Annotated in this window: 9 protein-coding genes; 2 read left to right on the top strand and 7 right to left on the bottom strand. The window is 73.0% G+C overall.

Annotated elements, in window-relative coordinates; all coding sequences use genetic code 11:
* Positions 1-69 precede the first annotated feature (69 nt).
* Both AB0F89_RS32035 and AB0F89_RS32040 read right to left on the bottom strand, forming a co-directional pair.
* Positions 70-1,053 (bottom strand): LacI family DNA-binding transcriptional regulator, encoded by a 984-nt coding sequence (locus tag AB0F89_RS32035; RefSeq protein WP_367129383.1) that lies wholly within the window; start codon positions 1,051-1,053, stop codon positions 70-72.
* A 252-nt stretch (positions 1,054-1,305) separates the two neighbouring features.
* Positions 1,306-2,646 carry a PHB depolymerase family esterase gene (locus tag AB0F89_RS32040; protein ID WP_367129384.1) on the bottom strand — a complete coding sequence of 447 codons (1,341 nt, stop codon included), beginning with the start codon at positions 2,644-2,646 and terminating at the stop codon, positions 1,306-1,308.
* A 155-nt stretch (positions 2,647-2,801) separates the two neighbouring features.
* Here AB0F89_RS32040 and AB0F89_RS32045 point away from each other — a divergent pair, with 155 nt between their 5' ends.
* A complete protein-coding gene (locus AB0F89_RS32045; RefSeq protein WP_367129385.1) occupies positions 2,802-3,764 on the top strand; it encodes a PaaX family transcriptional regulator C-terminal domain-containing protein in 963 nt (320 codons plus the stop codon).
* On the opposite strand, the gene AB0F89_RS32050 is transcribed toward AB0F89_RS32045, so the two are convergent.
* The 3 genes from AB0F89_RS32050 to AB0F89_RS32060 all read right to left on the bottom strand — a co-directional run bounded on the left by AB0F89_RS32050 (position 3,765) and on the right by AB0F89_RS32060 (position 8,610).
* Entirely contained in the window at positions 3,765-4,883 is a 1,119-nt protein-coding gene (locus tag AB0F89_RS32050) for an RICIN domain-containing protein (protein ID WP_367129386.1), read from the bottom strand.
* A gap of 47 nt (positions 4,884-4,930) precedes the next feature.
* On the bottom strand, positions 4,931-7,288 hold the full coding sequence (locus AB0F89_RS32055) for a ricin-type beta-trefoil lectin domain protein (RefSeq protein WP_367129387.1): 2,358 nt from the start codon (positions 7,286-7,288) through the stop codon (positions 4,931-4,933).
* Between the two features lie 131 nt (positions 7,289-7,419).
* Complete coding sequence (locus tag AB0F89_RS32060; protein WP_367129388.1) at positions 7,420-8,610, bottom strand: mandelate racemase/muconate lactonizing enzyme family protein; 1,191 nt, start codon at positions 8,608-8,610, stop codon at positions 7,420-7,422.
* Between the two features lie 483 nt (positions 8,611-9,093).
* On the opposite strand from AB0F89_RS32060, the gene AB0F89_RS32065 reads away from it, so the two are divergent.
* Positions 9,094-10,131 carry a LacI family DNA-binding transcriptional regulator gene (locus AB0F89_RS32065; RefSeq protein WP_367129389.1) on the top strand — a complete coding sequence of 346 codons (1,038 nt, stop codon included), beginning with the start codon at positions 9,094-9,096 and terminating at the stop codon, positions 10,129-10,131.
* 6 nt (positions 10,132-10,137) lie between these two features.
* On the opposite strand, the gene AB0F89_RS32070 is transcribed toward AB0F89_RS32065, so the two are convergent.
* Together AB0F89_RS32070 and AB0F89_RS32075 are read right to left on the bottom strand one after the other, a co-directional pair.
* Positions 10,138-11,031: a sugar phosphate isomerase/epimerase family protein gene (locus tag AB0F89_RS32070; RefSeq protein WP_367129390.1), complete on the bottom strand. Its 894-nt coding sequence runs from the start codon at positions 11,029-11,031 to the stop codon at positions 10,138-10,140.
* Between the two features lie 2 nt (positions 11,032-11,033).
* Positions 11,034-12,218, bottom strand: coding sequence for a substrate-binding domain-containing protein (locus tag AB0F89_RS32075; RefSeq protein ID WP_367129391.1), 1,185 nt, complete (start codon positions 12,216-12,218; stop codon positions 11,034-11,036).
* Position 12,219: the final 1 nt, after the last annotated feature.

Genomic DNA, 12,219 nt, shown 5'->3' on the forward strand with positions numbered 1-12,219 from the left:
TAGCGCCAAAGCTAAAAGTGCTATCTCCAACTTTAGCGGTGGACCTTCGGAGCACCAGCGGCCGAGGCATTATCGTGGCGGCCGGACGCTGTCCCGCGGCACGAGCGCCGGGTTCGCGGTGCGCCGGACGTCGTCGAGCGCGGTGCCGGCGAACTGCGCCAGCAGCAGGTCCAGGGCGTCCCGGGCGACGGCGCCGAAGTCCGGCCGGACGGTGGTCAGCGGCGGGATGAAGTACGCGGCCTCGGGCACGTCGTCGAACCCGACCAGGCTCACGTCGTCCGGGACCCGCCTGCCGCGCTCCCCCATCGCCCGCAGGATGCCCAGCGCCAGGTGGTCGTTGGCCGCGAAGATCGCGGTCACGTCGGGCATCCGGGCCAGCACCTGGCCCGCCCGGTACCCGGACGCGGCGCTCCAGTCGGCGGGCACCACCGGCGGCACCTCCGCGCCCGCCGCCTCCAGCGCCGACCGCCAGCCCTTGATCCGGCCCGCGCTGTCGAACCAGTCCGGCGGCCCCGAGACGTGCCACACCGTGCGGTGACCCGCCTCCAGCAGGTGGCGGGTCGCCGCCGCGGCGCCCGCCTCCTGGTCCACGGTCACCAGCGGGGTCGAGCGCTCGGGGTCGCCGTCGACCATCACCAGCGGCACGCCGGGAGGGGCGGCGTCGACCGCGTCGTGGGCCGAGGCCGTCGGCGCGATGACCACGATGCCCGCCACCCACTGGTCGCGGTGCCGCTCCAGGGCCTTGGTGATCGACTCGCGGTCCAGCACGTTCACCCGGTGCGTGGTCACCACGAACCCGGCCGCCGACGCCACCTGCTCGAACGCCGCCAGCAGCGAGGCGGGTCCGCACAGGGTCGTGTTCTGGGCGACCACCCCGATCAGCTGCGAGCGGCCCGTCACCAGCGCGCGGGCCACCCGGTTCGGGCGGTAGCCCAACTCGTCGATCGCCGCGCGGACCCGCAGGCGCGTCTGCTCCTGCACGTACGGGTGCCCGTTGAGCACCCGCGACACCGTCTGGTGCGAGACACCGGCCAGCCGAGCGACATCCGCCATCGCGGGCACACCGGAGGTCTTCCCCACTACCGTCCAATCTGCGCGGCGCTCGCACTGGACCGGCCTGCTGGTCGTGAAAGTCGATGATCAATGTAGCCACGCCCCATTCGGGCAGTCAACGCGAGCCCGCGCTAAATGTTCGCGCTTGGTGTTTAGCGGGGCGAAAATGTTTCGCCCCGCCTGGCCTTGACAATCGAATGCGCGATCACCAACGCTGCTCGGACCCGGATGTCGATGAGATCCGCCCTCCCGTCAGGCGGTGGCGCAAGCCATCCCGTTGAGGGTGAAGGACGCGGGCTTGGCGGTGTTGCCGTTGTGGGTGGCCTGGAAGCCGATGCCGATGGAGGCGTTCGGCGGGATCGAGGCGTTGTAGGCGACGTTGCGCGCGGTCACCTGCCCGGACGTGGGCGAGTAGGTGGCGCTCCAGCCGGAGGTGATGGTCTGGCCGCCGGGCAGGGTGAAGGCCAGGGACCAGCCGTTGATCGCCGCGGCGCCGGTGTTGGTGATGGTGATGGTCTCGGTCAGGCCCGTGTTCCAGGCGTTCACGGTGCTGGTGACGCGGCACGTGCCGGGCGGCTGCGTGGTCGTGGTGGTCGTCGTCGTGGTGGTGGTCGTGGTGGTGGTGGTGGTCGTGGTTGTCGTGGTTGTCGTGGTGGTGGTCGGGTCGCCCGAGCCGTCGAGGCCGAAGAACGCGATGGCCCGTGCGGCCATGCCGGACGACGGCAGGCTGTGCCCGGCGCCCTGGACGCTGTACGCCTCGACCTTGTCGCCGTAGCGGCGGCGGTTCCAGTTGGTCTGCGGCGTGTCGGTGGACGTCGGGGTCTGGCTCAGGCCGAACACGTCGGTCCACTGCTCGATCGACTCCTGGAGCAGCGCGTACGGCACGAGGGTGTCGTTGGTGCCGTGCCAGAGCTGCACGCGCGGTCGCGTGCCGGTGTAGCCGGGGTACGCCTGCCGGACGGCGTCGCCCCACTGCTGCGGGGTGCGGTTGGCGCCGCCGTTGCCGGTGCACCGGGAGCTGCCGGGCGGGTAGTCGGCGGCGTTGGCGAAGCAGTTGTACGGCACGCCCATGAACGCCGCGCCCGCCTTGAACAGGTCCGGGTACAGGGCGAGCATGTGGTTGGTCATCATGCCGCCCGACGACGAACCGGTGACGAACACCCGGTTCGGGTCACCGCCGTAGCGCTGCTGCGCGTACGCCACCATCGACGCGATCGACACCGGGTCGCTGCCGCCGCCGCGGCGCTTGGCCGCGTCGGACCACGTGTCGAAGCACTTGCCGAACCCCGCCTCCTGCTGGGCGCTGGGGTAGATCACGACGAACCCGTGCCGGTCGGCCAGCGAGGCGAACTCGCTGCCGGAGTAGAACCCGGGACCCGAGCCGCCGCAGCCGTGCATGGCCACCACGACCCCGGGGTTCGCCGGCCGCGAGTCCGGCGCGTAGACGTGCATCCGCATCCCGCCGGGGTTGCTGCCGAAGCTGGTCACCTCGGTCAACGACGCCGCGACGGCGGGGGCGGGCGACGCGGCGACGAGACCCGCCACGAGCAGCGAAGCCACGGCGGCCGACAACAGGCTTGGTCCGGTCCTCATGCGCTCGACTCCCTCGGTTCGCGCACGGATAGATGACACTTAGAGTCCCGACCGTAAACCAAACTGTCAATCGACCGTCTCGACAGCCCGCCTTGCGCCACTCGGAGCCCGTTACAGTCGGTGCCGACCGATCCCAGAGCCGCAGCGGAGCCGCCGTGACCAGCCCGTACGACATCGAGGAGATCTTTCCGGGCGACGGGGTCCGGCTGCCCCGGCGGCAGGCCGGCAGCTCGCCGCAGGGCCTGACCGTGACCCTGATGGCCGACTACACCCTCGGCGCCCGCGCCTGGCTGCCGTCGGCGGCGATCGTGGCGCTGCTCGCCGAGGCGGGCGTGAGCCACGCCGGAGCCCGCGCCACCACCAGCAGGCTCGCCCGCCGCGGCGTGCTGGAGGCCAGCAGGCACGGCCGCAACAGCTCCTACCGGCTCACCGCGGCCGCCGCCCACAACCTCGCCGCCGGCGGGCGGTCCATCGCCGCCGCGGCCGTCGGCGACCGGGCCTGGGACCGGTGGTGGACGCTCATCGCCTTCTCGCTGCCCCAGGAAGAGGTCACCCGGCGGCGGGAGCTGCGCGGCCTGCTGCGCTGGCTCGGCCACGCGCCCCTCTACGACGGCCTGTGGATCTCACCCCACGACCTCACCGACAAGCTCAGGGCGCAGCTGGTCGACCTCGCCCTCGGCGCCATGACCGTGTTCCGCGCGCGCCACGTCGACCTCGGCGCGACGACCGGCCGCGCTCCCCTGGACGCCTGGGACACGGCGGCCATCGCCCGCCGGTACGAGGAGTTCATCGAGCGCTGGAGCCCGCTGGAGGCCGGAATCCGGGACTCCCGGGTCACCGGGGTCGAAGCGGTCCGGGCCCGCACCGAGGTCATGGACACCTACCGCCGCCTCCCCATCCTCGACCCGGGGCTGCCCCTCGACCTGCTCCCGCCGGGCTGGCCGCGGGGTCGCGCCCGCGACCTGTTCGCCGCCGTCTACGACGGCCTCGCCGGCCCCGCCCAGGAGCACGTGCGCGACGTCGCGCGCCGGTTCACCACCGACCCGCTCGCCGACGTGCGCGCCCACACCGTCGCCGACCTGCTCGCCGGCGTGCCGGGCGGGACCGGCGCCCGCTGATCAGGCGCGCAGGGTCCACCGCTGGTTGGCCTGCCCGCTGCAGGTCCACAGGACCAGCTCGGTGCCGTTGCCGGTGCCCAGGTTGTACGCGTCCAGGCACAGGCCGGACTGCGCGCTGGTGATCGTGCCGTCGGCGTTGACGTTCCACTGCTGGTTCGCGTCGCCGTGGCAGTCCCAGATCACGGCCCGGGTGCCGTTGGTCGTGCCCCGGCCGTAGGCGTCCAGGCACTTCGTGCCGAAGACCACCAGCTGCCTGGACGAGTTGTGCGTCCACGACTGGTTGGGTTGGCCGTGGCAGTCCCACAGCTGGAGCCGGGTGCCGTTGGCGGTGGACGAGCCCGGCACGTCCAGGCAGCGGCCCGAGGGCACGCCGACGACCTGCCTGCCGGACGACGTGACCGGGTCCCCGATGCTGCCGGGCACGGCGCGCAGCGCGGCGTGCCAGGTCGCGGCCATCTTGTCGTAGCCGGTGGCGGTGGGGTGGACGCCGTCGATCAGGTCGGCCGTCGTCAGGGCGGCGTGCATGTCCACCAGGTGCACCCGCTTGCCCGCGTCCACCTTGCCCCGCACCATGCCGGGGATCGTGGCGTTGAAGGTCCGGGCCGCGGCGTTCTGCCCGGAGTTGGCCAGCGGGATGATCGTCGCGACGAACACGTCGGCGTTCGGCGCGGTCGCGGTGATGCGGTCGACGAGCGCCGACAGCCGGGACGGCGCGCTCGACACGTTGTGGTTCTGCAGGATGTCGTTGGTGCCGATGTGCAGCAGCACCGTGCGCGGGTTGGTGTTCCGCAGCCAGGTGACCACGTTCGCGTCGATCTGGTCGATGCGCCAGCCCGGGTGGCCCTGGTGGTCGTGGTCGCCCAGCGACGCCGGGCCGTTGAACTGGGAGCCGACGAAGTCGACCCGGTGGTTGCCCGCGCCGAAGCGCTGCCACAGCCCGATGCGGTAGCCGCCGGGCACCTGCGTCCCCTCGGTGATCGAGTCGCCCAGCGGCATCACCCGCACCCCGCCGTTGGACTCGGCGGCGGCCTGGCCGACCGGCAGCAGGGTGGTGGTGATCAAGGCGGTGGTGATCAGGGCCGCGGCGCGGGCGGCCAGTGCTCGGAGTCTCGGTCGCACGTCTTCTCCTGGGGGATCGGGTTCGGTCGGGCGTTGTGCCGTCGCTGTCAGTCGCGCGCGCTCCACTGCTGGTTCGCGCCGCCGTGGCACGACCAGAGGTGGAGGAGCGTGCCGTTCGCGGTCCCGTTGCCGCTGGCGTCGAGGCACAGCCCGGACTGCACGCCGGTGATGGTGCCGTCGGCGTTGACGTTCCACTGCTGGTTCGCCTGGCCGTTGCAGTCCCAGACGATCGCCGCGGTGCCGTTCGCGGTTCCCCGGCCGCTGGCGTCCAAGCACTTGCCGGACACCGTGAGCTGCTTGCCCGAGGTGAGGGTCCACCGCTGGTTGGCGCCGCCGTTGCAGTCCCAGAGCCGGGCCTGCGCGCCGTTGGCGGCGCCGCTCGCGACCTCGGCGCAACGACCCGACTGGCCGCCCACGAGCATCGCGTTCCGCGGGCCGCCGCCGCTGCTGCCACCCGGCCCGGCCGCGGCCATCACCGCCTGGGCGCCCGCGGGCCAGTTGCCGTTGGTGACGATGACGTTGCCGGACACCACGTTGCCGCGGTCGCCGTTGGTCACGTTCGTGCTGCCGTTGGTCGACCAGTTGTCGGTGACCCTCCAGTTGCCCATGTTCTCGCCGCCCCAGTAGTTCGCGGTCGCCCACGTGCCGGTGTTGGAGAACACGTTGTTGGTCGCGGTGTAGTAGCGCGAGCCCTCGTCGAAGTAGAGCCCGAAGTGGCCGTTGGTCCGCAGGCAGTGGTTCCCGCTGATCACCGCGTTCGGGTTCGCCGCCAGCGTGTAGACGCACCCGCCGTCGTTCATCTGCTGCATGACGTCGTGGACGTAGTTGTTGACGAGCCGGTTGTCCGACGCCGTGGTGGGCGTCGTGTAGCGCGGCTGGTAGTTGTACAGGCCGCGGTTGGCGTAGTGGTTGCTGCCGCCCGCGTCGTTGGCGCCCCAGCCGTAGCCGATCGACATGCCGGAGTACGGCATGTTGTAGATCTCGTTGTGGGACACGGTCGCGGTGCTCACGTAGGTGTTCAGCACCGAGACGTTGCCCCGGTACTCGACGCCGAGGTCGTGGATGCGGTTGTAGCTGACGGTGATGTTCCGGTTGACCATCCGCTGGTCGCTCGGGTGGTGCGCGTCGGCGCGCACGCCGCCGACCACGACGCCGCCGGCCGAGCTGCGAGCGATCTCCGACCGGGTGACCGTGATGTCGCGCGCGCCGAGGCCGACCCCGCTCGCGTGGGCGTTGGCGTCGTTGCCGATGCCGATGGCGGTCTGGCCGAGGTTGACGAACCGCGACTCGCTGAACGCGATGTCGGCGGCGGCGGACACCTGCACGGCGGCGGGCATCTGGCTCCAGTGCGGGCGGGCGGCCTCGAACTGGGCGCACCCGTTCTGGCACGAGGTGATCCGGTCGGCGGGCCAGTTCCAGTTGCCCGCCAGGTAGGCGCCGGTCTGCTGGTCCGCGTAACCCTGGTCGCCGCTGGGGCCGAGCCAGCTGGTGCCGGTGAACGTGATGCCGCTGAACGAGATGTGGTGCGCGGGCGCGTCGTAGGTGCCGCCGATGTTCACCAGGGACTGCAGCACGGGCAGTTCCACGCTGACGGCGCTCATGTCCTGCCCGGCCAACGGGATGTAGGACAGCGCTCCCGTCGCGGGGTCGAGGTGCCACTCCCCCGGCGAGTCCAGGAACCGGTGGGAGTTGACCAGGTAGAGGGGGCCCGCCCGGTGCGGGGCGGCCAGCGTGTCGTACCCGAAGGTGTTGTTGTTCCACGCGGGTTGCCGCATCGTGAGGAAGTTCCCGCTGATGGCCTGCACCGGCGAGTACCGGTCGGTGAACGAGTTGACGCTCTCCACCTCGACCCGGCCCTGGTCGGCCAGGGTGTTCAGGTAGCCGAGCGCGGAGTTGGCGAACCTCATGCCCGTGCCGGTGAAGGTGAAGTCGGCCCGGTTGACCTGCGTGCGCGCCCGCGTCGCGATCGCGCCGTCGACGTACAGCTGCCGCGAGTCGATCCCGGTGGGGACGGTGGCGCGCCAGACGTTCCGGCCGGCGTCGACCACCGACCACCCGGTGACGGCGCGGGCGCCGCTGATGACGGGACGCGCCGACGGGGCGGCCTGCCACCGCACGCGGTAGCCGTTGTTCCCGGAGTCCGCCGCGGTCAGCCGCAGCGGTTCGGTGAGCCGGTACACGCCGTCGGCGAGCTGCACGACGATGTCGCCGGACATGCCGGCGCTCTGCGACCGCACCGCGGCCTGGGCGGCGGACAACGAGCACGGCTGGGTGGCCGAGCAGCTGGTCCCGGCGCCGGAGGGCGAGGCGTGGAGGGTCGTGGTGGCGGCCTGCGCGGGCGGGGCGAGGGCCACCACCGCCGCCAGCACCGCGGCAGCGGTGGCGGCCGACAACGACCTTCGCACCGCGGGGGACGAGGACGCGAACAAGGGGACCTCCTGGCATCGGGGGGTGCGTGGTGCGGCGATCGGTCGGGGCGGCAACGGTTTCGGTGCCGCAGCGGTTCGGTGCCACAGCGGGTCAGGGCGGCAGCGGGTCAGGACGGCAGCGGGTTCAGCTGGTCGGGTGGGACGGCGGTGCGCGGCGCGACGGCGAGCAGGCGCTGCCCGGCGCGTTCCGGCCGGACGTGCGGCCCCTCCGACGCCGGGGCGGGAACCGGGTGGCGTGCGGCGGCGACCGCTTCCTCGTCGACGCGCAGGCCCAGCCCCGGGCTGTCCCCCAGCACGAACGCGCCGTCCTCCACGTGCAGGTCGACCGAGACGCCGACCGGCGGGCACAGCTCCTGCAACTCGCTGACCAGGTGGTTCGGCACCGACGTCGCGGCGTGCAGCAGCCCGAACGGGGTGGTGCCGATCGGGCTCACGGGCAGGTCGTGGGCGTGCGCGAGGGCCGAGACGCGCAGGAAGTGCGTGACGCCCCAGACCGCCGCGGCCTGCACGACGTCGACCGCGCCCGCCGAGATCAGCGGCCGGTACTGCTCCAGCCCGCTCAGGTTCTCCCCGCTGGCGACCGACGCCCGGACACCGCGGCTGACGGCGGCGTGCCCCTCCGCGTCCCAGCGCCGGACGGGCTCCTCGACCCAGGTCAGGTCGAGCACCCGCTCCAGCTCGCCGACGTGGCGGACCGCCTGCTTGCGGGTCAGGGACTCGTTGACGTCGAGCATCAGACCGGGTCGCGTCCCGCGGCCGGCGGCGGTCAGCACGTCGCGCACCAGGATCAGGCGGTCCCGGTCCCGGTCGACGTCCAGGCCGCCCTTGATCTTCGCCGCGCGCAGCCCGCGGTCGGCGTAGGCCCCGTACGCCGCCACGAGCTCGTCGTCGCCCAGTCCGATGTCCAGGCCGGAGGCGTACGCGGGCACGCGGCGGTCGCGCCCGCCGAGCAGCCGCCACAGCGGTTCCCCGGCGACCTGCGCCTTGATGTCCCACAGCGCGGTGTCGAGGGCGCCGATGGTGCCGAACACCGCACCCGCGTGGCCCGCCTTGAACACCCGGCGCAGCATCCGGTCGTAGAGGGCGGTGACGCCGCGGGGGTCCTCGCCCTCGATCGCGGCGAAGACCGCCTCGATCTGCACGTGCGGCCCGAACCCGACACCGGTGACACCCGCGTCCGTCTCCACGACGACGATCGGCACCGGGACGACACCGCCGGCGAGGACGCCGTTGGCGTCGCCGATCGGCCGTCCCCAGTCCTGGACGGTGGTGAGGGTCTGATAACCGGTGATGCGCATGTCAGCCCTTCGTGGCCCCGGCGGTGACGCCGTCGGCGATCCGGCGCCGCGGGAGCGGGTAGACGACCAGGACGGGCGCCGCGGCGATCGGCGTGCCGATCGTGGCGGTCGCGAGGACGAACCGGATCGTGCGGGTCGGCCCGGGGCGGCGCCGGACGGGTGGAGGAGGGACGGGGTCCGGGCCGCACGGCTCGGCTCGCGGCGCCGGGGGCGGCCGACCGCGTCACGGCCCCGTCGACGGTGGTCAAGCCGCTCGGCGGTGCTGAGCATACCGATCTCCTCTTCCGCAGGGAAGGATGAGTAGTACTTACCGAAGCCATCGAGGACTGTTGGTGGACACCGGGGATGTCGGGTGCTTCAGAAGACTGTGGTTGTGCCTCAAGAAACTGCGCATGTTCTCTTGACGATGTGGGCATCCTGCGGTTGTCATGAGTAGTCGGAGTCGGAAACAGGATGAGTCCGACTCATCGACGGGAGGTCGCGGTGGGCGCACGACGGGTCACGTTGGCCGACGTGGCCAAGGCCGTCGGCGTCTCGCAGACCACCGTCTCCCTGGTGCTGTCGGGGCGCGGCACGGACCTGCGGATCTCCGAGGAGATGCAGCGGCGGGTCCGCGAGGCGGCGGCGGAGATGGAGTACCGCCGCAACCGGGCCGCGGGCCGCGGCGCCAGGACGCGGACGATCGCGCTGGTGTCCGACTCGGTCGCCGGCTCCCGCCTCGCCGGCGACATGATCAGCGGTGCGCTCGGCGCGGCGCGCAGGCACGGCGTGACGCTGCTGCTCGGCGAGACCGAGGGCGACGCGGGCCTCGAACGCGCGCTGATCGAGGCGATGCACGACCACCAGGTCGACGGCATCGTCCTGGCCGCGGTGCACACCAGGGCGATCAGCGTCCCGGCGGGACTCGCCGAGCGCCCCGCGGTGCTGCTCAACGCGCTGCCCCGGGAGCCGTCGGCGCTGCCCTCCGTCCTGCCCGACGAGGTCCGGGGCGGCCACGCCGCCGCGCGCGTGCTCCTGGACGCGGGCCACACCCGGGGCATCCACCTCATCGGCGCCGACCCGGACGGCGGCGCGCCTCCCGGGCGGACCGCCGCGACCGACCGGCTCACCGGCATCCGCCAGGCGCTGGGCGAGGCGGGGGTGGCGGTGGAGAGCGCGCGCCCGTGCCGGTGGTGGCTGCCGGAGTCCGGCTTCGCCGCGACGCGGGACCTGCTGGGCTCGGCGCTCCCCCGCGCGCTGATCTGCCTCGACGACCGGCTGGCGCTGGGCGCCTACCAGGCGCTGCAGGAAGCCGGCCTCACCGTGCCCGACGACGTCTCCGTGGTCTCCTTCTGCGACCACCCCATCGCCTCGTGGCTGCGACCGGGCCTCACCACGGTCGCCTTCCCGCACCACGACCTCGGGGCGAGGGCCGTCGACCTCCTGCTGGCCGGGTCCGCGCCGGGCCGGTCGGGCGGGAACGGCGCCCACTACGTCACCATGCCCGTCCGCGACCGGCGGTCCGTGGCGCCGCCGCGCTGACGGCGGTCATCGCGTGAACGGCGCGGTGGCGCCGCGCAGGAACGCCAACCCGCCGGTGGCGAGGGCGTCCGGGGACTCCGCCAGCGGTCGCCAGATCGAAGCGGCCGTCGCGATGGCGGCGTTGTCCGGGGTGAACGACTCGACGCAGAGCGGACCCCGGTAACCGGTGTCGGCCAGCGCCCCCAGCAGCGCGGGCCAGTCCTGGTGGTCGTTCCCCGGCGTGCCGCGGTCGTTGGCGCACACCTGCACGTGCGCGATCCGCGCGCCCGCCGCCCGGATGGCCTCGGCGGGCGCGGACTCCTCGATGTTCAGGTGGTAGGTGTCCAGCGCCAGCCCGCAGCCCTCGTCGGGCAGCCCGTCCAGCGCCTCCAGCGCCTGCCCGACCGTGTTGAGCAGGCTCGTCTCGTAGCGGTTCAGCGGTTCCACCGCGATCCGGACGCCCTTCGACGCCGCGTGCTCGACCACCGGGGCGAGGTTGTCGCGCAGCCGGGCGTAGACCTCCGGCCGGTTCCCGATCCGCCACGTGCGGCCCACCGCGCTGTACGCCGGACCGGCCGCCACGCCGCTGCCGACGACCGCCGCCACGTCCACGACGTGCCGCAGGTACTCCTGGGTGTCGGCGACGGCGTCCGGCTCGACCAGGTCCCGACCGGGCGGCATGACGAGGCAGACCGCGGCCTTCAGGCCGAGGCCGGCCAGCAGGTCGGCCGCCCGGTGCGGGTCCCAGTCGCCGGGCTGCTCCACCGGCAGTTCGACGACGTCGAAGCCCCACCGGCGGATGCGCGGCGCGAGCGCCGCCAGCACCTCGTCGGTGAGCGGTGACGCCCAGACCCAGGTGCTGATCCCGATGTCCCACATCCGCGCGCCCCCGTCCCGGTGGTCCCGCCCCGCGGCGTCCACGGCTACTTCCACGGACCGGGGTAACCCGGCATGCCCTCGCAGCCGCACATCGCGTAGTGCAGCGGCGGCATGTCCTGCTCGATGAAGTCCCGGACGTCGTCCTCCGTCACCTTCGGCTGGGGCAGCACCCACTCCTCGGGGACCGGCTCGCCCGCCAGGACCCGCAGCGCGGCGATGATCGGCGTGCGCCACTGGAAGGTCGGGTAGGTGGGCGCGACCGCGGTCATCCCCTCCGCGACCCACGTGCGCAGGAAGTCCTGCTGGTCCTCGCCGACGAACGGCGGGATCGGCGCGCCCGCGTCCTGGAACGCCTCCACCGCGGCCACGGCGGTCGCGCCGGCGTCCATCCACACGCCGTCGATCCGGCCCTCGCGCTGGAGGTAGTCGCCGACGATGGTCTTGGTCCTGGCCGCGTCGCCGTCGGTGAACTCGACGCCGACGACGTCCAGCCCGCTGCCGGCGAAGACCTCGTTCGCCGCGGCCCACCGCTGCTCCAGCACGTCCACGCCCGGCAGGATGCGCAGCGCCAGCACCTTGCCGCCCGGCTCCACCTCCTCCGCCAGGAACTCGGCGCCGTCCGCGCCGAACGCGAACCCGCCGATCGGGTGGATGAACGTGACCGGGCAGTCGGAGTCGACGCCGCGGTCGAACACGATCACCGGCACACCGGTCGCGCACGCCGCCTCGACGGCCGGTGTCAGCGTGGCGGTCGTGTTCGGCGACACGATCAGCGCGCTGCACCCCTGGGAGGCGAACGACTGGATGTCGCTGATCTGCTTGTCGTCCTTGGCCTCCGCGTCGAGCACGGTGAACCTGGTGATCTCCGGGTGCAGCGCCACCTCCTCCGTCATGGTCTTGAACCCGACCTGCCGCCACGGGTTGTCCACCGAGGCGTTGGAGAAGCACAGGTGGTGATCGCCGCCGGGCTTGGCGTACCCGGTGGTGTCGACCAGCTCCGGGTCGAGCATCTGCTCCCACGGCCCGGCGGGCGGGGCGCCGCCCTCGAAGCCGACCGGCGTGCCGGTGCGCAGCCCCAGCTGGCGCTCGTACTCGGCCCGGTCGAAGAACCCCGACCCGGCCCGCCCCGAGGGCGTCGCGGCGCCCGGGCCGTCGGTGGGCAGGTCGCTCGAACACCCGGCGGTGACGAGGGCGCCCACGAGGGCGAGTGCGAACCACTTCCTGGGCATG

Source organism: Saccharothrix sp. HUAS TT1 (assembly GCF_040744945.1).
In the GTDB taxonomy this organism is placed as follows: domain Bacteria; phylum Actinomycetota; class Actinomycetes; order Mycobacteriales; family Pseudonocardiaceae; genus Actinosynnema.